The 21919-nt window shown below is 35.2% G+C and carries 20 protein-coding genes; 5 read left to right on the forward strand and 15 right to left on the reverse strand.

The annotated features are described in order from the left end of the window. Window positions 1–22: 22 nt before the first annotated feature. The 12 genes from ftsA to mraZ form a co-directional block, all read right to left on the reverse strand. Entirely contained in the window at window positions 23–1411 is a 1389-nt protein-coding gene (gene ftsA / locus EKL97_RS12655; RefSeq protein WP_126554666.1) for a cell division protein FtsA, read from the reverse strand. Window positions 1412–1417: 6 nt separating this feature from the next. Next, the gene (locus tag EKL97_RS12660) at window positions 1418–2140 is read right to left on the reverse strand and encodes a cell division protein FtsQ/DivIB (protein WP_126569002.1); all 723 of its coding nucleotides are present in this window, start codon (window positions 2138–2140) and stop codon (window positions 1418–1420) included. After that, window positions 2127–3476, reverse strand: a complete 1350-nt coding sequence (gene murC / locus EKL97_RS12665; RefSeq protein WP_126562848.1) for a UDP-N-acetylmuramate--L-alanine ligase — start codon at window positions 3474–3476, stop codon at window positions 2127–2129. The genes EKL97_RS12660 and murC overlap by 14 nt, the downstream gene beginning before the upstream one ends. Window positions 3477–3527: 51 nt before the next feature. Next, window positions 3528–4631, reverse strand: coding sequence for an undecaprenyldiphospho-muramoylpentapeptide beta-N-acetylglucosaminyltransferase (murG, locus tag EKL97_RS12670; RefSeq protein ID WP_126461729.1), 1104 nt, complete (start codon window positions 4629–4631; stop codon window positions 3528–3530). Between the two features lie 41 nt (window positions 4632–4672). Next, window positions 4673–5962, reverse strand: a complete 1290-nt coding sequence (locus EKL97_RS12675; protein ID WP_126461726.1) for an FtsW/RodA/SpoVE family cell cycle protein — start codon at window positions 5960–5962, stop codon at window positions 4673–4675. Between the two features lie 72 nt (window positions 5963–6034). Beyond that, a complete protein-coding gene (gene murD, locus EKL97_RS12680) occupies window positions 6035–7366 on the reverse strand; it encodes a UDP-N-acetylmuramoyl-L-alanine--D-glutamate ligase (protein WP_126461723.1) in 1332 nt (443 codons plus the stop codon). 1 nt (window position 7367) lies between these two features. Further along, window positions 7368–8597, reverse strand: coding sequence for a phospho-N-acetylmuramoyl-pentapeptide-transferase (gene mraY / locus EKL97_RS12685; protein WP_126461720.1), 1230 nt, complete (start codon window positions 8595–8597; stop codon window positions 7368–7370). Window positions 8598–8695: 98 nt separating this feature from the next. After that, entirely contained in the window at window positions 8696–10159 is a 1464-nt protein-coding gene (locus EKL97_RS12690) for a UDP-N-acetylmuramoyl-L-alanyl-D-glutamate--2,6-diaminopimelate ligase (protein ID WP_126569003.1), read from the reverse strand. After that, window positions 10156–12159 (reverse strand): peptidoglycan D,D-transpeptidase FtsI family protein, encoded by a 2004-nt coding sequence (locus EKL97_RS12695; protein WP_126461714.1) that lies wholly within the window; start codon window positions 12157–12159, stop codon window positions 10156–10158. Before EKL97_RS12695 ends, EKL97_RS12690 begins: the two co-directional genes overlap by 4 nt. Continuing rightward, window positions 12150–12497, reverse strand: a complete 348-nt coding sequence (locus tag EKL97_RS12700; RefSeq protein WP_126452681.1) for an FtsL-like putative cell division protein — start codon at window positions 12495–12497, stop codon at window positions 12150–12152. The genes EKL97_RS12695 and EKL97_RS12700 overlap by 10 nt, the downstream gene beginning before the upstream one ends. 105 nt (window positions 12498–12602) lie before the next feature. Continuing rightward, on the reverse strand, window positions 12603–13511 hold the full coding sequence (gene rsmH, locus EKL97_RS12705) for a 16S rRNA (cytosine(1402)-N(4))-methyltransferase RsmH (RefSeq protein WP_199742842.1): 909 nt from the start codon (window positions 13509–13511) through the stop codon (window positions 12603–12605). Further along, window positions 13486–13959 carry a division/cell wall cluster transcriptional repressor MraZ gene (gene mraZ / locus EKL97_RS12710; RefSeq protein ID WP_126562845.1) on the reverse strand — a complete coding sequence of 158 codons (474 nt, stop codon included), beginning with the start codon at window positions 13957–13959 and terminating at the stop codon, window positions 13486–13488. Before mraZ ends, rsmH begins: the two co-directional genes overlap by 26 nt. A gap of 378 nt (window positions 13960–14337) precedes the next feature. Between mraZ and EKL97_RS12715 the strand changes: the two genes are divergently transcribed. Together EKL97_RS12715 and yihA are read left to right on the forward strand one after the other, a co-directional pair. Further along, window positions 14338–15117 (forward strand): alpha/beta fold hydrolase, encoded by a 780-nt coding sequence (locus EKL97_RS12715; RefSeq protein ID WP_126461705.1) that lies wholly within the window; start codon window positions 14338–14340, stop codon window positions 15115–15117. 25 nt (window positions 15118–15142) lie between these two features. Beyond that, window positions 15143–15763, forward strand: coding sequence for a ribosome biogenesis GTP-binding protein YihA/YsxC (gene yihA, locus EKL97_RS12720; protein WP_126461702.1), 621 nt, complete (start codon window positions 15143–15145; stop codon window positions 15761–15763). Between the two features lie 81 nt (window positions 15764–15844). Here the strand turns inward: yihA and gldC are convergent, their stop codons facing one another. Both gldC and gldB read right to left on the reverse strand, forming a co-directional pair. Beyond that, entirely contained in the window at window positions 15845–16180 is a 336-nt protein-coding gene (gldC, locus tag EKL97_RS12725; RefSeq protein WP_126452671.1) for a gliding motility protein GldC, read from the reverse strand. Further along, a complete protein-coding gene (gldB, locus tag EKL97_RS12730; RefSeq protein ID WP_126461699.1) occupies window positions 16180–17136 on the reverse strand; it encodes a gliding motility lipoprotein GldB in 957 nt (318 codons plus the stop codon). Before gldB ends, gldC begins: the two co-directional genes overlap by 1 nt. Before the next feature lie 100 nt (window positions 17137–17236). Between gldB and nadE the strand changes: the two genes are divergently transcribed. Then, the gene (gene nadE, locus EKL97_RS12735; protein WP_126461696.1) at window positions 17237–18040 is read left to right on the forward strand and encodes an NAD(+) synthase; all 804 of its coding nucleotides are present in this window, start codon (window positions 17237–17239) and stop codon (window positions 18038–18040) included. A gap of 94 nt (window positions 18041–18134) precedes the next feature. Beyond that, on the forward strand, window positions 18135–18764 hold the full coding sequence (locus tag EKL97_RS12740) for a response regulator transcription factor (protein ID WP_126461693.1): 630 nt from the start codon (window positions 18135–18137) through the stop codon (window positions 18762–18764). Window positions 18765–18906: 142 nt separating this feature from the next. Here EKL97_RS12740 and dnaG read toward each other — a convergent pair whose 3' ends face one another. Beyond that, a complete protein-coding gene (gene dnaG / locus EKL97_RS12745) occupies window positions 18907–20889 on the reverse strand; it encodes a DNA primase (protein WP_126461690.1) in 1983 nt (660 codons plus the stop codon). A gap of 345 nt (window positions 20890–21234) precedes the next feature. Here dnaG and EKL97_RS12750 point away from each other — a divergent pair, with 345 nt between their 5' ends. Beyond that, on the forward strand, window positions 21235–21882 hold the full coding sequence (locus tag EKL97_RS12750) for a hypothetical protein (RefSeq protein ID WP_126569005.1): 648 nt from the start codon (window positions 21235–21237) through the stop codon (window positions 21880–21882). The last annotated feature ends 37 nt before the right edge of the window (window positions 21883–21919 follow it).

A 21919-nucleotide genomic window follows, 5' to 3' on the forward strand; every position in this document is an offset into this window, starting at 1 on the left:
TTCTTGTGAATGTTTTTACTGTCTATTCTGCATTATCCAGAAAGTCTTTAATCTTATCAACATAACGATCAAAGAAATTTTTCTGTATTCTGTTTACGGTAGAATTCTGTTTTTCTTTTGAATTCTGACCTTCTTCCTCTTCCTCTTCCTCTTTTTCAGGAATTTCATACACTAGATTTTCAGCCGCGGCTGCCCTGTAAGCCAATGTTCTTGGTTGCTCTACAGCATCTTTTCTAACTGCACTCTGTGATTTATTCTCAATACTTTTCATTACTAACCCAACAGCTGTTGCGTACAAAGGACTTGAAATCTCCTCGTCAGAATTCCCTGCCAGATGTTCATTTGGATATCCAATTCTGGTATCCATCCCAGTAATGTATTCTACTAATTGCTTGATGTGTTTCAATTGAGCACCTCCGCCAGTAAGCACTATCCCTGCAATTAGCTTTTTGCGAGGATCTTCATGACCGTATGCTTTTACCTCTGTAAATACTTGATCTACGATCTCAACAACACGCGCATGAATTATTTTGGAAAGATTCTTTAACGAAATTTCTTTTGGTTCTCTGCCTCTTAATCCCGGAATGGAAACAATTTCGTTGTCTCTGTTTTCTCCTGGCCAAGCAGAACCAAATTTAACTTTCAACAATTCAGCTTGTTTTTCAATAATCGAGCATCCTTCTTTGATATCTTCCGTAATGACATTACCACCAAAAGGAATTACCGCTGTGTGACGAATAATACCATCTTTAAAAATAGCCAAATCTGTTGTTCCTCCACCAATATCGATCAATGCAACTCCAGCTTCTTTTTCTTCCTGACTCAAAACGGCATCTGCTGAAGCCAATGGTTCTAATGTTAAACCTGATAATTCGATTCCGGAACTTTGAATGCATCTGCCTACATTACGTATCGATGAAGCTTGCCCCACTACAACATGAAAACTAGACTCTAATCGTCCGCCATACATTCCTATAGGCTCTTTGATTTCGGATTGTCCGTCAATTTTAAATTCTTGCGGCAAAACATGTATGATTTCTTCCCCTGGCAACATGGCCAATTTATTTACTTGATCAATCAAAAGCTGAATGTCATTCCCTCCAATTACTTCTTCGGGATTGCTTCTACTGATATAATCAGTATGCTGAATACTGCGGATGTGTTGTCCCGCGATTCCTACCACTACATCTTTTATTTTATAACCTGAATTATTTTCGGCTTCTTGAATCGCTTGCTGTATTGACTGTATGGTTTGAGTAATATTATTTACCACGCCTCTTGCTACACCTAAACTTTTAGATTTTCCTACACCTAAAATTTCTAGTTTGCCATATTCATTCTTCTTGCCTATCATGGCAACTATTTTAGTTGTCCCAATATCTAGACCTACTGCAATATTCTCTTTTTCCATTATCTATTATTTAGTGCAAACTACTTGTTCCGTAAATCGGAGGTCAATTTTCTTATATTTATACAACGAACTGTCTAAAACCGCTTTTTGAAAAAAAGCTTTATAATTTTTAAATTTATGCGCTACATGTATCAATTTACCAAAATCTATTTGATAGTCAAAATTTCTGTTTAACATTTTTAAGCTTCCATTTGGCATAATTTGAACTCCAATGATGTTTTTTTTCAAAAAATCATCTTCATAAATCATGCGAAGTAAACTAGTTAAATCTTCGTTGTTATTTTTATTTATTCTCCCTGAAACAAGCGGAACTCTTGCTGTAAAATTAGTTGATAACGGCATTCTATTCCCTTCGTAATCAATATAAAAAGAACCTTCATCACCAAAAACTCTAGCAATAGGTTTTTTTTGTTTGACTACTGCTTTTAACACCCCGTCAATGGTTACAAATACGTGTGATTTTTCAATCATCGCATGTGCATCGAGAGTGGATTCCAACTTATTCAAATCTAAATTAACTTTTTGAATGCTTGATGCCTCTTTTTTATTTTCTATTAACAATTTATCAACCGTTTCTTGCCGCACAAAAGGAGCGTTATCCCCTACAAAAACAACGACAGATTTAGTCAGTTTTCTATTTTTATTTCGATCTGATGTAAACGAAAAAAGAAAAATCACTACCACAACCATGAGCAATAATCTAATATTGGTCCAATTAAATACTTTCATGTATCGCTTTTTTTATGATTGGTACTAATTCTCCAATATCTCCTGCTCCAATTGTTACTATTACAGTAGCACCGCTTGCTAAAATTGTTGGAATTAAATCCTCTTTAGAAACTATTTTTTTATGGTTATTAGTCATTTTACTCATCAACCATTGTGCGTTAACACCCTCCATTGGCAATTCACGAGCCGGATAAATATCTAATAAAACAACCTCATCAAAGGCGGATAAACTTTTAGCAAAATCATCCACAAAATCTCTGGTTCTACTAAACAAATGAGGTTGAAAAACAGCCAATACTTTTTGATTTGGATACAATTCGCTGACTGCCTGATGCACGGCATTTATCTCTGTAGGATGATGCGCATAATCATCTATATATACTTTTCTATCCGTTTTTATTTGGTACGAAAATCTTCTTTTTATTCCTTTGAATGATGCAATGCCTTTTGCAATGGCATCGGTTGGGGTGCCGAATAAGTTAGCCATTGCAATAGCCATTAATGCATTCATTAAATTATGTCTTCCCGGTAAACCAAAATGTAAATCTCTAATTATTTCGGTAGGCGTTTGCACATCAAAAACGTAACTGCCGTTTCCTACTCTAACATTAAATGCCTTGTAAACAGCCGCTTCGTTTACTGCACAAGTGATGCCTTCTAATGGCAATTCTTTTGTTATGAAAAGATTGTTTTTATCTTCTATTTTAGAAGCAAATTCAATGAAAGAAGCTTCTATTGCTTCACTGGTTCCATAAATATCTAAATGATCCGCATCCATTGAGGTAATACATGCAATATTAGGATGCAAATGCAAAAAGGAACGGTCAAATTCATCCGCTTCAACTACAGTCACGGTTGAACCGCTTCCTATTAAATTTGAATTATAATTTTCGACTATTCCACCAATAAACGCGGTAACATCAGCACCACTTTCATACAAAAGATGGCCTAAAATCCCTGATGTAGTTGTTTTACCATGTGTTCCGGCAACCGCAAAACAAAAGGTGTCTTTTGTAATTAACCCTAAAACTTCGGCTCTTTTTTTGATTTGGTAATTTCTTTCTACAAAAAAATTCCACTCAGAATGCGTCTTAGGAACAGCCGGAGTAATAATTACCAGTGTATTGTCTAGATAAAAATCTTTTGGAATCAAATCAATACTGTCTTCGAAATGAATTGAAATTCCACTTTCAATTAACTCCGTAGTAAGAATAGAAGGCGTTTTATCATAACCCGAAACTTGCTTTCCCAAATTGCGAAAATAACGAGCCAGATTACTCATCCCGATTCCTCCAATCCCTATAAAATAGACGTTATGTATTTGATTTAAGTTCATTTTTTTATGTCTTAAAGTCTTAAAGCCTTAAAGTTTTAAAGTCATTTGACTTTATGCCTTTCGGATTTGGACTAATTTAATTATTTCATCTACAATTTGTTTTGTTGCTTCTGGCAGAGCCAACTGTTTTATGTTTTCACTAAGTTCTTTCTGTTTTTCCGGATCATTGACCAAGGACTCAAAAACAACACTAAATTGTGTGTCCAGTTGATTTTCTTTAAGCAGAATTGCTCCATTTTTATCTACTACAGCTTGCGCATTTTTAGTTTGATGGTCCTCTGCAACATTAGGCGAAGGGATAAAAATCACCGGTTTACCAACAATGCATAATTCCGAAACAGAAGATGCTCCTGCCCGGGAAATCACAAAATCTGCTGCTGCATATACTAAATCCATCCGGTCAATAAAAGAATGAATTTGTATGTTTTCATTTTCTTGACAATATTTATACTCCTCAAAATACAATTTCCCACATTGCCAGATCACTTGTACATTATGGGCTGAAAAAGTTAGAATTTCTTTAGCAATCAACTGATTTACTCTTCTTGCACCAAGACTTCCTCCTAATACCAAAAGCGTTTTTTTATTGGGATCTAAATCAAAATAGCGAATTGCCTCCGCTCTTTTACTGTCAATATCAATTAAATCCTGACGCACTGGATTTCCAGTCAAAATCATTTTTTCTTTCGGAAAAAATCGCTGTAAATTCTCGTAAGCCACACAAATCTTATTGGCTCTTTTGCTTAACAATTTATTGGTAATTCCTGGAAAGGAATTTTGTTCCTGAATCAGTGTTGGAATTCCGCAAAGCGCTGCTATCTGTAACAACGGTCCACTGGCAAAACCACCTGTTCCTATTACTACATCTGGTTTAAATTGTTTGATTATAGTACGTGATTTCAATAAACTACTAATCAGTTTTATCGGAAAAAGAGTGTTATCAAAGGTGAATCGTCTTTGTAATCCTGCAATCCATAACCCTATTATTTTGTAGCCTGCCTGAGGTACTTTTTGCATTTCCATTTTATCTTTGGCCCCTACAAAAAGGAAATCAGCGTCCGGAAAACGAGTTTTCAATTCATTAGCAATAGCAATTGCCGGATAGATATGCCCACCCGTTCCACCTCCACTTAATATGAATTTATACTGTTTCATTTTCAATCAATTACTGCGTTATTGTGTTTTTATAAAACAACTTATTTATTTAAAACTGCCTGCAATGGATTTTTCGCTTTATCTTCAATAGAATAGGATTCCTCAACCACTGTTTCTTCTTCTAGTTCCCTATCGATTAATTTCTGAAGTGCTTCTTCCCTTTTGGCTGCTTCTTTCAATTCTTGTACGATCTCTTCTTCTTTTTTGGTCACACTAATAATGATTCCAAGGGCAAAACACGTCATCCAGATAGAACTTCCTCCGCTGCTAATCAAGGGTAATGTTTGTCCAGTGACCGGCAATAATTCTACAGCAACAGCCATGTTGACCATGGCCTGGAATATCATTGGAAAACCCAAGCCTATGACGACTAATTTCCCAAAGAGCGTGGTGGCTTTGTGTGAGGCAATAACAAATCGGAACAACAACAATAAGTATAGTGTAAGCACGCCTAAACCTCCAATGAGCCCATATTCTTCTACAATAATTGCAAAAATAAAATCAGAAGAAGATTGTGGCAAAAAGTTCTTTTGAATGCTTTTCCCCGGACCTAATCCGTATATTTTTCCGGATGCAATTGCAATTTTCGCTTTTTCAATTTGGTAATCGTCTTCCTCTGGTTTATCTGTGGTAAAACTTTCAATTCTGTTTCCCCAAGTTCCTACCCTACTAAAAAATTTCGAATCAGGGAACGCTTTTGAAAGCAGAATAAAAAAGGCCAGAAATACAATTCCTGAACCCAGAATGACTGCAATGTATTTGATAGGATATTTTCCAATAAAAACCAACATCAATACCATCGAAAAAATCAATGCCGTTGTTGAGAAATTAGCTGGCAAAATAAACATTAAGGTAATGAATACCGGCGTCCAAAGCTCCCAAATAGAAGACTTAAAAGTAATAGGGACTTCCCTGGTTTTAGACAAGTACCGCGCTACAAAAATAAACAACACTATTGAGGCCAATGTTGACGTTTGGAACGTGACCCCAATAAACGGAACCTGAATCCATCGACTGGCATTAGCGCCGGCAATAACTGTTCCTTTGATCAAGGTGTAGGCTAATAAAACCCAAACAACGGGCAATCCTACTTTAGAAATAGCCCGAAAATAATGATACGGTACTTTATGAACCCAGTAAATAATTAAAAAACCAATACAAATATGAGCCAAATGTTTGACTAAATAGCCCAATGTATTTCCGGTTCCCCGACCAAGATAGGCCAAGTTACTACTCGCACTAAAAACAGGCATAAAGGAAAACAAAGCCAATAAAGCCACGAATGACCAAATTACTCTATCTCCTTTCAAATTGTTTATTAGTTGCTTCATTTTTGGTTTTGGCTTTTTTTGGTTTTGGATTTTGGCGCTAAAACCTAGCACCTAGAACCTAAAACCTTTTTTCTATAAATTTCTAACGGCTAGTTTAAACTGATTTCCTCTGTCCTCATAATTTTCAAATAAATCAAAACTGGCACATGCCGGGGACAATAACACTACGTCTCCTTTTTCTGATACTCGTTGTGCCATTCTCACCGCATCATCCATACTGGACACTTCAATCATCATGTCAACCACATTCCCAAAAACATCAATTATCTTTTTATTATCCACACCAAGGCAGATAATCGCTTTAACTTTTTCACGCACTAAGGACATCAATTCATTGTAATCATTTCCTTTATCAACCCCGCCCACAATCCATACCGTAGGAGCATTCATACTGTCTAATGCAAAAAAAGTAGCGTTCACATTCGTTGCTTTAGAATCATTAATATACTGCACGTTTTGGATTTTAAAAACTTTTTCTAAACGGTGTTCTACTCCTTGAAAATTAGAAAGACTCTCCCGAATTGTAGCTTTTCTTATTTGCATTAATTTTGCCACAGAAGTTGCTGCCATTGCGTTTTTCATGTTATGTTTCCCTTCTAAAGCAATGTGTTCAGTGTCCATTGTAAACTCTTCCTGATTAATCTTTATTTCCATTTTGTTGTTTTGTATATAAGCTCCTTCGTTGAATGTTTTAGTCAATGAAAAAGGAATTAATTTCGCCTTTGTTGTGTGTGTTTTGAACCATTCATTGATGGCTTCGTCGTCCGCATCATAAATGAGGTAATCCTCCTGAGTCTGATTCATCGTAATCCTGAATTTTGCGTCAATATAATTTTCATATTTATAATTGTATCGATCCAGATGATCCGGGCTTATATTGGTAATTATGGCAATATGCGGTTTGAAATTTTCAATCCCGTCCAGCTGAAAACTACTCAATTCAAGCACATACAAATCATATTTATTATCAGCAACTTGCCAGGCAAAACTCTTTCCTATATTGCCCCCCAATCCTACATTTAGCCCTGCTGCTTTTAGCAAATGATGTGTCAGCATTGTAGTGGTGGTCTTTCCGTTACTCCCAGTTATCCCTATAATGGTAGCCTCAGTGTAAGGAGCAGCAAACTCAATTTCAGAAATTACCGAGATTCCTTTCTCCTTTAATTTTTTTACAATTGGAGAATTATCCGAAATTCCGGGACTTTTCATCACCACATCAGCATTCAAAATCAATTCTTCCGTATGCAGCTGCTCTTCCCAGGTTATTTCATTAATAAGAAGAACCTCTTTGTAATTCTCTTTTATCTTTCCAAAATCAGACACAAAAACATCATATCCTTTTTTCTTACCCAGAATAGCAGTGCCAACACCGCTTTCGCCTCCACCTAAAATTACTAGCCTCATGTTATCTTAATTTTAAAGTAACGATTGACAAAATGGCCAGCATGATGGCAACAATCCAAAACCGGGTCACAATTTTACTTTCGTGATAGCCCTTTTTCTGATAATGGTGATGCAAAGGCGACATTAAAAATATTCTTCGGCCTTCGCCAAAGCGTTTCTTGGTATACTTGAAATAACTGACCTGAAGAATCACAGATAAATTTTCGACAAGAAAAATTCCGCACAATAAAGGAATCAGCATTTCTTTACGGACTGCAATTGCCAGAACTGCAATAATTCCGCCTATTGTTAAACTTCCTGTATCACCCATAAAAACAGATGCCGGATACGAATTGTACCAAAGAAACCCGATTAACGATCCAACAAAAGCCGCAATAAAGACTGTCATTTCCCCTGAATTAGGGATATACATGATGTTCAGATAATTAGAGAAAATAATGTTTCCCGAAACAAACGTAAATATTCCCAGTGCCAATACTGAAATCGCGGATGTTCCTGCTGCCAAACCATCTATTCCATCAGTCAAATTAGCTCCATTAGAAACAGCGGTGATAATAAAAATAACAACCGGAATAAAAATCAACCAAGCCCATTTTTCATATCCTTCCCCAGTCCATGCTAATAGTTCCGCATAATCGAATTCATTATTTTTAAAAAAAGGAATCGTTGTTGCAGTTGATTTTTCTTCGAGCGGCGCTTGAAAAACTACATTTTCAGTAGAAGCCTTGAAAACATTGGCTTTACCAATATCCGTTCTCACTGTAACCCCGGCATGAAAATACAAGACGGTTCCCACAATGAGACCTAAACCCACTTGACCAACAACCTTAAATATTCCTTTTAATCCTTGTTTGTCTCTTTTAAAAATTTTAATATAATCATCTATAAAACCAATAGTCCCCATCCAAAGCGTGGTAACAATCAATAACACAATGTAGATATTATGCAATTTTGCAAATAATAATACCGGTACCAGCGTAGCAAAAATAATGATTAATCCACCCATGGTCGGCGTTCCCGCTTTTTCGTTCTGACCAGCTAAACCAAGCTCTCGCACGGTTTCACCCACTTGCTGTCTTTGCAAAAAGCGAATTATAATTTTTCCGTAAATTGTTGATAACAACAACGAAAGCATCAATGCTAATGCAGATCTAAAAGTGATGTACTGAAAAACACCGGTTCCCGGAACGTCAAGTGTTTTGTCTAAATATTCAAATAAATAGTATAGCATATCTCTTTGTTTATTTGGTTTATCTTTTTTTGGTTATTTGGTTAATCGGTTATTTGGATATTCCCATAAACAAATAAACAGTTACTCCGGTTAAACTTTTATTTTCCCAGTTGGCCTAGTGTTTTTTTAACTATTTCCATGTCATCAAAATCAAGGCGAATTCCATTTATTTCCTGATACGTCTCATGCCCTTTTCCAGCAATTAAAATAATATCGTTGGGCTGTGCCAATTGACATGCGGTTTTTATGGCTTGCTTTCTATCGGTTATTGACAGCACTTTTTTATAGTTTTGAGCGGCTACACCGTGTTCCATTTCGGTGATAATCACTTCCGGATTTTCATTTCTTGGATTATCCGAAGTGAAAATTGCTGTATCACTCCATTCAGCGGCAATTCCGGCCATAATAGGGCGCTTGCTTTTGTCTCTATTACCACCGCACCCCACAACGGTGATCAACTGTTCATTTTTGGCGCGAATGTCATTGATGGTTTTTAGTACATTTTCTAAAGCATCCGGCGTATGGGCATAATCTACAATAGCGGTAATATTTGAAGCAGAAACAATAAATTGGAAACGTCCCGAAACACTTTCTAAATCCGACAATAAACGAAGTACTTCCAGACTTTCCATTCCTAATTCGACTGCCGCTCCATAAATAGCTACTAAATTATACGCATTAAATGTTCCTATCAGCTTAACCCAAACTTCATTTCCGTTTATTTTCAACAACAAACCGGACAATTGATTTTCCAGGATTTGCGCTTTATAATCCGCATACGATTTTAAGGCATACGTACATTTTTTGGCTGTTGTATTTTGTAACATTACTTGCCCATTTTTATCATCAATATTCGATAATGCGAAGGCAGTTTTAGGCAAATTATCAAAGAAGGCCTTTTTTACATCTCTATATTCTGCAAACGTTGGATGATAATCCAAATGATCATGAGACAAATTAGTAAAAATACCCCCTACAAAATGCAAGGCTTCGGTTCTTTTTTGGTGAATACCATGAGAACTGACTTCCATAAAACAATAGTCGACTCCATTTTTGACCATTTCATTCAAATAGTAATTTATAGTAATCGAATCCGGAGTCGTGTGTGTGGCTTTATATTCAATATCATCAACTAAAATTTTAACTGTTGAGAGCAATCCCACTTTAAACCCTGCCTTTTTAAACAATTGATACAACAAAGAAGCAATTGTGGTTTTCCCGTTTGTTCCTGTAATTCCAACCAATTTCAGGTTCTTAGAAGGATCCCCAAAATAATTAGAGGCCATAAATGCCAAGGCTGAATTCGTATCTTTTACCTGAACGTACGTAATTCCTTTTTCAATAATTTCCGGAAATGTGTCACAAATCACCGCAACTGCTCCTAATGCGATTGCTTTTCCTATAAAATCATGACCGTCTGATATTGACCCACGAATTGCTACAAAAACATCGTTAGACTCAATTTTTCTAGAATCGAAATCTATTTTGTTTACAGCAATATCCGTCGAACCCATTACGGCTTCAATGGCTACTTTGTATAATATGTCTTTTAGTATACTCATGATAATTCCAATAGTATCGTTGTGTTTTTTAGAATATTTTGACCTGCTTCAAGCGACTGTTTTTTCACTTTTCCAACTCCTACGACCTTTACTTTGACTCCCAAATTTCCTAATAAAGCAACAGCATCCATTCCTGGCATTCCTTTTACATTGGGTATAAACTGTTGTTTGTTCTGAGATTTCACAAAATAAGAATCATAATTATTTTCTTGTTTTGGTATCTTTCTATCTAAATTTTTAATTTCATTTGTCGAAGGGGCATCGGTAAATATTTTTTGTGCGATTCTCTTAAAAACGGGCCCAGCCACATCCGCACCGTAATAATTATTTAGCGCTGTACTTGGTTTATGCACCACAACTATACAAGAATACATTGGTTTGTCTGCCGGGAAGTAGCCCACAAAAGACGACGCATAATATTTTCCAGTTCCTCCAGCCTTTCCGTAATTCACCGCCGCTGTTCCTGTTTTTCCTGCCATCGAAAAATCTTTTGAATATAATTTAGAAGCCGTTCCTTTTTTGACAACATTTGCCAGAACTGCCCTTAATTTGGAAATAGTTTGTGGGGAACAAATTCTTGGATTCAAAACTTCTTTCTCATATTTTTTGATGGTTCTGTTCCATTCTTTTATTTCAGAAACAAATTGAGGCTTTACCATTTCCCCATCATTGGCAACCGCATTATAAAATGCCAGTGTCTGCATGGGAGTTATGTGGACTCCATATCCAAAAGCCATCCAAGGAAGCGAAATATTTGACCAGTTTTTATCGCCTGGCTGAGGGATATAAGGCACGCCCTCCCCTTTGATGGAGAGTCCTAAAGTTTTGTTTAATCCAAAATCATTAAGATGATTGACAAATTGCGACGGGTTATTTTTGTACGCTTCATACACCGCCTGAACCATGATGGTATTAGACGAAAGTTCAAAACCTCTTGCTAAAGAAATTTTTCCATAACCGCCTTTGTGGGAATCACGCACTTTTTTACCTGAATATACAACGACTCCTCCTTTGCTGTCATAAACAGAACTGGTATCCGCTTTTTTATCTTCCAGAAGTGCCATCAAATCCGCTAATTTATAGGTAGAACCCGGTTCATGAGACTCCGCTACTGCGTAATTAGTGGTTTCGTAGTACGTTCCGTCTTTTGCTCTTCCTAAATTAGAAATTGCTTTCACATGACCCGTTTTAGTTTCCATAACCACTACAGAACCATGATCTGCCTGATACAATTCCAACTGTTTAAGCAAAGCATGATGTGCGATATCCTGAATATAAACATCAATTGTTGATATCACATCATAGCCATCCTGAGGGTCTACTTCATTAACATCGCGTATGGGCTTCCACTGTCCCTTGGCTATTTTCTGTTTTAATATTTTACCGTCTTTACCATTTAGATAATTCCTAAAAGCCCATTCAATTCCTTTTCCATCCAGCGATTGCCCGTTTGATGTTCGCTCATACCCTACAGTACGTTCTGCAATTTTTCCAATAGGATGCTCTCTTATGGTTTCCTGTTCTACAATAATTCCTCCTTTATAAGCACCAAGATTAAATAAAGGAAACCCTTTGATTCTAACATATTCTGTATAACTTAAATCTCGGGCCACTAAATAATATCTGTTTTTATTGCCCCGGGCTTTTCTTAATTCATTTTCAAAATAATTTGCTGATTTCCCTAACAATAGAGCCAAAGAGTCTGATAATGGTTTCACATTCTTCTCAAATAATTCTGTTTTTGAAGCAAGTGCATCAAAGCGTATTTCATAATTTGGAATTGATGTAGCCAAAAGACTTCCATCAGCAGAATAAATATTCCCCTTATTGGCCGGAATAATAAAATTTTTAACGGTTCTTTGTTTGGCTAATTTTCTATAATAATCACCCTCTACCCATTGAATATTTGTTAATTTTACGGCTATCGCGATCGCCATCAGGAAAATTCCAAATGCGACCAGATAAATTCTGTAGGATATGTATTTATCTTCTACTGCCATAATTTTTTAAAGAAGCTTTTATCTTCCTCTTTTTTAACTTTTATTTTAATTGGCGGAACTGTTGAAGGAAAGATTTCTTTTTCTATCATTTTTTCAGAAACCGTTGATTCCATTTTTAATTTCATTAACTCAGACCGCCGATCTACAAATTCGGAACGCAACTCTTTAACCCGTCCGGTGAGCTCCGTAATTTTAAATACTTTTTGCTCAAATCGCTGAGTATTTGCAATCATAACAATAGCTAACAAAAGGATAAAAACAATGAACCGCCAGTTTTTGACAGCATCATCATCAATAAGAAACTTCGCTTTCAATATGCTATACACTCCGTTTTTCATTTGTTCTCTCCCCGACCCTCTCCAAAGGAGAGGGAGCCGAGATATTAAAAGTTACTATTTATTTTTCCTCTTTGGCTCCTCCCTTTTGGCGAGGCCGGGTGGGGATTATATTTTTTCGGCAATTCTTAATTTTGCGCTTCGCGCTCTGTTATTTGCTTTTATTTCTTCGGTATTCGGAACTGTTAGTTTACCAATGGTTTTAAAAGGAACAGAAAAATTACCAAAAAAATCTCTTTCCGGCTCTCCTTCAAACATCCCGTTTTTGATAAATCTTTTTACCAATCTGTCTTCTAAGGAATGATAAGATATTACACTTAATCTGCCGACTGGATTTAATATTTCCAGAGATTGCTCCAAAAACTCTTTCAAAACATCCATTTCCTGATTTACCTCAATTCGAATGGCCTGATATATTTGGGCTAATATTTTATTTCGAACTCTTTCCGGTAAATATCGCGCCAAAATGGCTTTCAACTCATCTGTTGTTTTGATTGGTTGCAACTCTCTCGCCTCAACAATTGTTCTTGCCAAAACTGGAGCATTTTTCAATTCGCCATAATCTAAAAACACTCTTTTTAGATTTGCTTCATCATATTCATTGACCACTTTATAGGCATTCAAATCATTTTTTTGACTCATTCGCATATCCAGATCGGCATCAAAACGAGTCGAAAACCCTCTTTCCGGAACATCAAACTGATGCGATGAAACACCTAAATCTGCTAAGATACCATCCACACTTTTCACACCGTAAAAACGCAAGAACCGCTTTACAAAACGAAAATTCTCGTTAATCAGCGTAAATCTTTCGTCCGGCAAAGCATTTGCTAATGCATCTTCGTCTTGATCAAAAGCAAACAACTTTCCATCCGGCCCTAGCCTTTTCAAAATTTCTTTTGAATGACCGCCACCCCCAAAAGTGACATCAACATAAATGCCATCTGGCTTAATATTTAAACCATCTACTGATGCCTGAAGCAAAACCGGATTATGATATTCCATCGTCGTTGTCATTTATATTTCCCATTACTTCCTCTGCTAAATCTGCAAAATCAACATCTTCCCCATTTATTGATTTTTCATACCATTCTTTATCCCAAATTTCCACAATGTTTACGGCTGACGAAAACACTACCTCTTTTGTAATACTGGCAAAAACTACCAAATCTTTAGGCACCAATAATCGTCCTAATGCATCGATCTCAACCACTTTTACGCCTGCAGTAAACCTGCGGATGAAGTCATTGTTTTTCTTTACAAATCGATTGAGTTTATTGATTTTTTGCATCATTACATTCCACTCCTCCATGGGATATAACTCCAGACAGGGCTGAAAAACGGAACGCTTCAAAACAAATCCGTTTTGAAGTGAAGGTGCCAATTGCTTTTTCAAAGGCGCCGGCAACAGCACCCTTCCTTTAGCATCAACTTTACATTCATATGTTCCAATAATTGTATCCAAGAAAAAATATTAAATGATGTTGAGCAAAAATATAAAAAATATTACCACTATCTACCACTATACCCCACTTTGTTAATAAGTTTAACCACTTTCAAACAAAAACCCTTACTTTTTGGACAATCAGGCCATTAACCCATTCTGCTTAATTTGTAAGAAAGAGATCGTTATAGAAAAAAGACTGCCAAAACCAATGAAATTTAATTTTTTTGATGTAAAAATAAAAGGCATTTACATAGAAATTTGTTGCTAAATCCTAAAAAAAAATAACTAAATTTTATCTAAAGTGGGATAATTTTACAATTAAAAATTGTTCTAAAAATCCATTTTTATTTATTAAATCCTATATTTGTCAAAATTGAAAATCCGCATTTACAAAAAATGGAAAAACACTACAAAAAAGAAGGCAGATACAGCTATTATGAAGCTGGTGAAGGAACTCCAATCGTAATCTTACACGGACTTATGGGGGGACTTAGCAACTTTGATACCGTTGCCAGCTACTTTTCTACAAGAGGATATAAAATAATTATTCCAGATTTACCGATATATACTCAAAATATTTTAAAAACTAACGTGAAAAGTTTTGCAAAATATGTCAAGGATTTCATCACTTTTAAAGGATTAGATCGTGTTATCCTTTTAGGAAATTCACTTGGTGGCCATATTGCATTGTACCACACTAAAATGTATCCTGAAAAAGTAGCCGGTCTTGTAATAACCGGAAGTTCAGGTCTTTATGAAAGTGCCATGGGCGATAGCTACCCAAAAAGGGGGGACTATGAATACATTAAGAAAAAAGCAGAAGATGTATTTTATGATCCAAAAGTTGCGACTAAAGAACTTATAGACGAAGTGTACGAGTCTGTTAACGACCGCATGAAATTGATCAAAACACTGACTATTGCAAAAAGTGCCATTCGCCATAATATGGCAAAAGATTTACCTAAAATGCATGTTCAAACCTGTCTTATTTGGGGAAAAAATGACAAAGTCACCCCTCCAGATGTAGCAGAAGAGTTCAATAAATTATTACCTAATTCTACTTTATATTGGATCGATAACTGTGGTCATGCGGCCATGATGGAACATCCAGAGGAATTCAATCGCTTACTTGAGGAGTGGCTTACAAACACTCATTTATCCGTACACAAATCGTAAAAGGAGAATTTTATACCTAGCAAAAATGAAAATTAATACCGCCGAATTTGTTATTAGCAACTCTGATGTGGCAAAATGTCCAAAAGATTTTTTACCGGAATATGCTTTTATAGGTCGATCAAATGTAGGAAAATCCTCTTTGATAAATATGCTGACCAACCAAAAAAAATTAGCTAAAACATCCGGTAGACCAGGAAAAACCCAATTGATTAATCATTTTTTAATTAACAGCAATTGGTTTCTTGTCGATCTACCCGGCTATGGATATGCTAAAGTTTCTAAAAAAACAAAATCTATTTTTCAAGAATTCATCACTGATTATTTTGAGACCAGAGAGCAACTTGTTTGTGCTTTTGTTTTGATTGATATTCGTCACGAAGCACAAACTATCGACATTGAATTCATGTCGTATATGGGTGAAAGCGAAATTCCTTTTTGTATAGTTTTCACGAAAGCGGACAAAATCAGCAAGGTAAAAATAGACTCTCACGTAGCCGCTTATAAAAAGAAAATGTTTGCGAATAACTGGGCCGAAATGCCGCATTACTTTGTCACATCAGCGACTGAATCTACCGGAAAAGAGGACGTATTAAATTACATTGAAGAAGTAAATCAGGAAGTTTTTAAAAACAACAGCCAGTTTTAGAAAACAATCTAAGAGCATTGCAATAAAATCCCAAAACTACACTTTAGTCTTGGGATTTTTTTTGCAAAACAACACAAAAATTTACTTTGTGAGTTCCAATTTTTCAGCAAAATAATCGCAAAAATCTTTCATCGTATCCGCCATTTTTTCATCATCAGTAGCACGCTTGAAAGTTTCAGACATTGCTACTAAAGTCTGGTGAAAGAAAATTTTCATTTCATCTACCGGCATTTCCTTCGTCCACAAATCAATGCGCATACTTTCTTTTGCTTTGCTATCCCAAATAGACAACATTATTGCTTTGGCTTCCTCCAGCTCAACTCCGCCATCTTTAGCGGTCCACATTAATTTTTCCGGAACCTTATTTTCATCTAATTCGATTAGAAACTTAATTTCTGAGGTGTGTGTATTTGACATTACTTTTTAGGTTTGTATTTTGATTGTTTAAATATTTCTTTCGCATCTTTTTTTAACAGATCTGCAATACCTGCGTCCTTATTATTCATATAGGATCGCACTATTTGCCAACCGATCCAGGCACCAACCCGGCCTGGAGATTCATTGTCTATTTCCAGATAAAACTTAGAAAATGGTGCTGGATTTATAAATCGTGGAATTAACTTTTGATCATTACTGTAAAGTAATTCTTTCTCAATAAAATAACGCCACATGTAACTTTCATTTTCTTGACACCATAATAATTGCTCTGGCGTATACCCTATTTTTTCGGCTTCTGTATACTTTGGCAAAAGCAAGTCTTTTAAATACAATTGTTTTCCACAATAAATCATCTGACTCAGCAAATCCTTATCTAAAACAGGAGGAATTTTACGTGTTGAAAAACTCGAAACTACATCTGGTGCAATCTGTCTTTGTTCAAAATTTTGTTTTAAATAATTGGGAAACTGATAAAATTTATGGTCTTTCCCTAAATACAATTCAAGTGAGATAATAACCAGACTGTCTGCATAAATGGCTTTATTATTATAGTCCATCTCAGCAATTACGGTAATCACTTTTGGTATTTTTGTTTCAGGAAAATAGTATTTAATATGCTTAAGCACACCTTCTAATTCTTCTTTTACCGGTTCAATATCAGCATATTTTTTTTGTACTTCCGTATATAATTCTCTCCAGATTGGATCCTGCATTTTATTCAGCCAAACGCTGTTGTCATTTCCTGGAGGAAAAAAGAAAGGAAACTCTTTTTTTATTTTCTCTAAGTCTTTTGGTGGCGTTTCAAAAAATATTATATCAAATCGTTCTAATTTTACTTGTACAGGAATTGCAGCAATAGTATTCTCTACTTTACTTTTCTTATCACATGACAAAAAAAAGAGGCAAAAGACGAGGGACAACAGATCTATTTTCATAATTATTAATTAAATTTGTTACCACAGAATTTAAGGAAACCCATCTGCAACTAATTTAGTGTGCAAATATACATTCCTACTTTTTAAAACGTAAACTATTATGACTAAAAAAAGGGCACTACCCGTCGAAAAAATAAATACTCTTATTGTAAATTGGTTAAAAACATATGCTGAAAATGCTAAAGTGAACGGATTTGTTATTGGGATTTCAGGGGGAGTTGATTCAGCGGTAACCTCTACACTATGCGCCCAGACCGGACTGCAGGTTTTATGTATTGAAATGCCCATCCATCAAGCGCAAAGCCATGTAACAAGAGGCCGGGAACATATCGAACAATTAAAAAAAAGATTCCCTAACGTAACTAGCGTGGAAGCTGATTTGACATCTGTTTTTGAGAGTTTCAAAAAAATAGTGCCCGGTAATCATTCAGATATTTCTAAAGTAAACCTATCCCTGGCTAACACCCGAGCTCGCTTAAGAATGACCACATTGTATTATTTTGCAGGCATTCATTGTTTATTAGTTGCCGGAACGGGAAATAAAGTAGAGGATTTTGGCGTTGGTTTTTATACTAAATATGGCGATGGAGGTGTTGATTTAAGCCCTATTGCCGACTTAATGAAGTCAGAAGTCTATCTTTTAGGCAACTATTTAAAAATTCCAGATTCTATTTTGAAAGCACCACCCACCGACGGATTATTTGGAGATGAAAGAACCGATGAAGATCAATTAGGCGCCAGCTATAATGAGCTAGAGTGGGCAATGGCAGAAGATCACGCTGGAAAATCAATCGAAAATTTTACCGGAAGAGACAAAATTGTTTTTGAAATCTACAAACGATTAAACACTAATAATCAACATAAAATGACCGCAATACCAGTTTGTTTTATCCCAAAAGATTAAAGAAATGATATTTTATATTGATTTACAATTAATTACAGAATTTATTTATTAATTTTACATTTCCAATAATAAATAATTCTAAAAAACTAAAATCATGATTAAAGTATGTATAGCCGACAATTACCCCGTTGTGCATTTTGGAGTAAAATCTTACTTTAAAGACAATGCCGAGATATCAATAGTAGCCAATGTTGGTAACTTTTTGATGGTACGGGATATACTTTTAACAAAAGACATTGATGTATTGATATTAGACTTGGAACTGGAAGGTCTTTCCAGTATTTTTGAAGTGAAAGCACTTTTGAAAAATTTTCCAAAAACTAAAATCATTATCTTCAGTGGTCTTTCAGAACAGATTTATGCGCCAAATGCCATTAAAGCCGGAGTATCTGGCTTTGTGCACAAATCTGAAAAACTAGAAACCTTAGGTCAGTCGATTGTTAAAGTCCACCAAGGAAAAATAATCATGAATGAGACTGTAAAGAAAAATTTAGCCTTAATTGCAAAACAAAGCAAGAGTGAAAGATTGTATCGTAAGCTTTCCAACCGGGAAGTGGAGGTTTTGCGTTATCTAAGTGATGGAAAGAAAAACCACGAGATCGCGACTATTCTTAAACTAAATGAAAAAACGATTAGTACGTACAAATTGCGATTGTTAACAAAACTAAATGTTACTAATCTAGTAGATTTAGTAAACAAAGCAAAAACGTTAGAAATCGTTTAATACCATTGAGGCCTAACCACGTCTAGGCAATTTAAAAAAAAGAATGGATTACATGTTGATTCATTACAATTAATAAAAGCGCTGTATCTCTGTATCAAATTTCAGAGATACAGCGCTTTTTGATTTATAGATTGTGTAGCCTTTAATGGTATCGTACCACAACTCGCCCTAATTTTTTTGAAAACTTACCTCGCAACTCTATATAACTCATTGCTAAAGACAATGACTCCATATTATCTGATTCCGGATCGTTAGAAACGGAGTTTTTCAACTCTTCAATAATCTCACTAAGCAGAAACCATCGTAAAGTAAGCAATGTGTCCGAAACATCCTGATTTAACATTTCTTCTTTACTTTTAGGGAAAATATTTTGACCAGTCCAATTGTGCAAAACATTTTTTTCCTCTTCCATTATAATATTAGTTACTTCATCAGGAACACCTGACTGGTAGTGATTTATATATTTATCAAGCCCAGAGTCCTCATTTTGCAAATAATAATCGATTAAATTTTTGTATATATCTCTAAATATAGGACTTGCAAATTCTACTTCATCATCTTGCAAACTCAAATATATTTTCTGAAAAACTTTTAATTCTTTTATTTCGGTAACGTCCACAATTTCTCCGTCGCTATTTGACTTTAATAAAACTTCTTCAAATTTTTCCGTCTTGTTACCATAAAGCAATAGGATTTCAATTATTTTACGTTCAAATCGATACAGTGAATCTACTTTATCAGTCTGGACAGTATCGTCATTTTTAACATAGTCAAAGGCATTCTGCAATTGCTTTTGTTTGTGTTTTTTTTCAATTTCGATACCGTCTTTTTGGACTAATTGCGCCAAAGTGCTTAGTAAAACCTGCTCTGAAATATCCATTATTCTGGAACATTCCTGGATATAAATTTCTCGTTGAATCCTGTCCGGAATTTTCGAAATGCTGACGACCATGTCCCGTATAAGATCTGCTTTTTTGACGGGATCATTTTTCGCTTCATTCATCAAAAGAGAGGCTTTGAACTGAATAAAATCTTTTGCGTTATTCTCTAAGTATAAAACTAACGCTTCATAAGATGTTTTTTTTGCAAAACTGTCCGGATCTTCCCCATCAGGAAACGTACACACTTTTACATTCATTCCTTCCTCTAAAATTAGATCAATTCCACGCACAGAAGCCCGTAAACCTGCGGCATCACCATCAAAAAGCACTGTGATATTTTTTGTCAATCTGTTTATTAAACGGATTTGATCTGGTGTAAGCGCCGTGCCTGAGGAAGCAACCACATTTTCAATTCCGGATTGGTTGAACTGAATTACATCAGTATATCCTTCGACTAAATAACAATTATTTAATTTGGCTATTGATTGTTTGGCCTGAAAAATACCATACAGCACTTTACTTTTATGGTAAATTTCACTTTCCGGTGAATTCAAGTATTTTGCCGCTTTTTTATCGTTGGTAAGAATTCTGCCTCCAAAACCAAGTACTCGACCTGACATACTTTCTATAGGAAACATAACGCGACCTTTGAACCTGTCAAAAGGCCTGTCATCTCTGGGAATTGTGAGTCCGGTATTTTCTAGAAACTCTAATTTATAACCTTTCCCTAAGGCTTCTTTGGTAAAGGCATCCCAACTTTCAGGGGAATATCCCAAACTAAATTTCTTAATTGTATCCGCAGTAAATCCTCTTTCTTTAAAATAAGAATACCCTATTGCTTTGCCTTCTTCAGAATTGAACAGGGTGTTATGAAAATAACTTTTTGCAAACTCCGATACCAAATACATACTTTCCCGTACATCCGTAATGGCTTTTTCTTGATCCGTTTGCTCGGTTTCCTCAATTTCTATATTGTATTTTTTGGCTAAATACCGTATGGCTTCCGGGTAAGTGAAATGGGAGTGTTCCATTAAGAAAGCAACTGAATTCCCTCCTTTTCCAGAACTAAAATCTTTCCAGATTCCCTTTGCTGGGGAAACCATAAACGATGGAGAACGCTCTTCCGAAAAAGGACTAAGCCCTTTGAAGTTACTCCCTGCGCGTTTTAATTGCACAAAATCACCGATAACCTCCTCTACCCGAGCAGTTTCGAAAACAGTATCTATAGTAGCTTTTGTGATCAAATCTATTATTTTTTGAAATCCAAAGTTACAAAGTTTAACCTGAAAAATTATTGTTAGTACAAATAAAATCAACTCCTAGTTAAACTCATAAATCATTCCATTTGATAATTTAAGAAGTTATTAATGTTTTACAAATCAAAGAAACGCGCTAAATCATCATTTTAAATCAGTTAAAAAAGTTATTAGTTTTTAACATTCTTTTATATTTAATAAATTAGACGTTATTTTGTAATTGATTCCCCCCCCAGTCTACATTACAACTTATTGATAAAGAAACAATTACTTTAAAAAACCTATATCTATGATGCAAAATAATTGTTAATTAATCAATTACACCAAGAACCTATGCCTGTATTTGACAAGAAAAAAATAAGCGAATTATTTGAAAACAGAACTATTCAAGAGGAATTCAATACGGTTTTATTATTTGCATCCGAGGTATGCGAGATGCCTCTTGCATTTATTTCATTAACAGACTCTATTAGTCCCATAATAGTTACAAAAATAGGTTTTGATTATATTCCCATCTCTCCTACTATTATTGCACTTAATGAGAATACCATCCAGCAAAATAAAATTAAAATTATCTCAGACATTAATAAAGACATTGATGCTCCTCCCGAAAATTTAAATTTAATAGCTTTTTTTGCGGGTTTCCCTATATGTTTTAATGAAAATCTAGTCATTGGAACTCTTTGTATTATGGATACTAGCCCTAGAGAGCTTTCTGTAATGCAGTTAAAACATCTAAAATATACTGTGCTACAAATCCAATCTTTATTAAAATTACATATTGAAAACCAGAGCTTACAAAAAACAATCAAAGAACAGGACACTCAATTTCAATTATTTATTGACAATTCAAAAGAAATTACTTACGAGCTTAACCTAGAAGGAATAATCACCTATGCTTCAGACAACTGGACTAAATACCTAGGCTATGAGAATAAAGATATTGAGGTGTTCATTTATTTACTTATTATAATATCTTGATATAAAACCTTTTGAGTTTTCATCATTCTATTTATCA

The sequence above is a fragment of the Flavobacterium sp. LS1P28 genome, from assembly GCF_003970335.1.
Classification (GTDB): Bacteria; Bacteroidota; Bacteroidia; order Flavobacteriales; family Flavobacteriaceae; genus Flavobacterium.

Bases quoted from the DNA above. Each gene is read 5' to 3' on its own strand.
- EKL97_RS12740 (WP_126461693.1), top strand. From the start codon at position 18,135: ATGATTAAAGTATGTATAGCCGACAATTACCCCGTTGTGCATTTTGGA.
- gldC (WP_126452671.1), bottom strand. From the start codon at position 16,180: ATGTCAAATACACACACCTCAGAAATTAAGTTTCTAATCGAATTAGAT.
- yihA (WP_126461702.1), top strand. From the start codon at position 15,143: ATGAAAATTAATACCGCCGAATTTGTTATTAGCAACTCTGATGTGGCA.
- murC (WP_126562848.1), bottom strand. From the start codon at position 3,476: ATGAACTTAAATCAAATACATAACGTCTATTTTATAGGGATTGGAGGA.
- EKL97_RS12660 (WP_126569002.1), bottom strand. From the start codon at position 2,140: ATGAAAGTATTTAATTGGACCAATATTAGATTATTGCTCATGGTTGTG.
- rsmH (WP_199742842.1), bottom strand. From the start codon at position 13,511: ATGACAACGACGATGGAATATCATAATCCGGTTTTGCTTCAGGCATCA.
- EKL97_RS12715 (WP_126461705.1), top strand. From the start codon at position 14,338: ATGGAAAAACACTACAAAAAAGAAGGCAGATACAGCTATTATGAAGCT.
- mraY (WP_126461720.1), bottom strand. From the start codon at position 8,597: ATGCTATACTATTTATTTGAATATTTAGACAAAACACTTGACGTTCCG.
- ftsA (WP_126554666.1), bottom strand. From the start codon at position 1,411: ATGGAAAAAGAGAATATTGCAGTAGGTCTAGATATTGGGACAACTAAA.
- gldB (WP_126461699.1), bottom strand. From the start codon at position 17,136: ATGAAAATAGATCTGTTGTCCCTCGTCTTTTGCCTCTTTTTTTTGTCA.
- EKL97_RS12695 (WP_126461714.1), bottom strand. From the start codon at position 12,159: ATGGCAGTAGAAGATAAATACATATCCTACAGAATTTATCTGGTCGCA.
- nadE (WP_126461696.1), top strand. From the start codon at position 17,237: ATGACTAAAAAAAGGGCACTACCCGTCGAAAAAATAAATACTCTTATT.
- EKL97_RS12750 (WP_126569005.1), top strand. From the start codon at position 21,235: ATGCCTGTATTTGACAAGAAAAAAATAAGCGAATTATTTGAAAACAGA.
- EKL97_RS12675 (WP_126461726.1), bottom strand. From the start codon at position 5,962: ATGAAGCAACTAATAAACAATTTGAAAGGAGATAGAGTAATTTGGTCA.
- murD (WP_126461723.1), bottom strand. From the start codon at position 7,366: ATGAGGCTAGTAATTTTAGGTGGAGGCGAAAGCGGTGTTGGCACTGCT.
- EKL97_RS12700 (WP_126452681.1), bottom strand. From the start codon at position 12,497: ATGAAAAACGGAGTGTATAGCATATTGAAAGCGAAGTTTCTTATTGAT.
- murG (WP_126461729.1), bottom strand. From the start codon at position 4,631: ATGAAACAGTATAAATTCATATTAAGTGGAGGTGGAACGGGTGGGCAT.
- EKL97_RS12690 (WP_126569003.1), bottom strand. From the start codon at position 10,159: ATGAGTATACTAAAAGACATATTATACAAAGTAGCCATTGAAGCCGTA.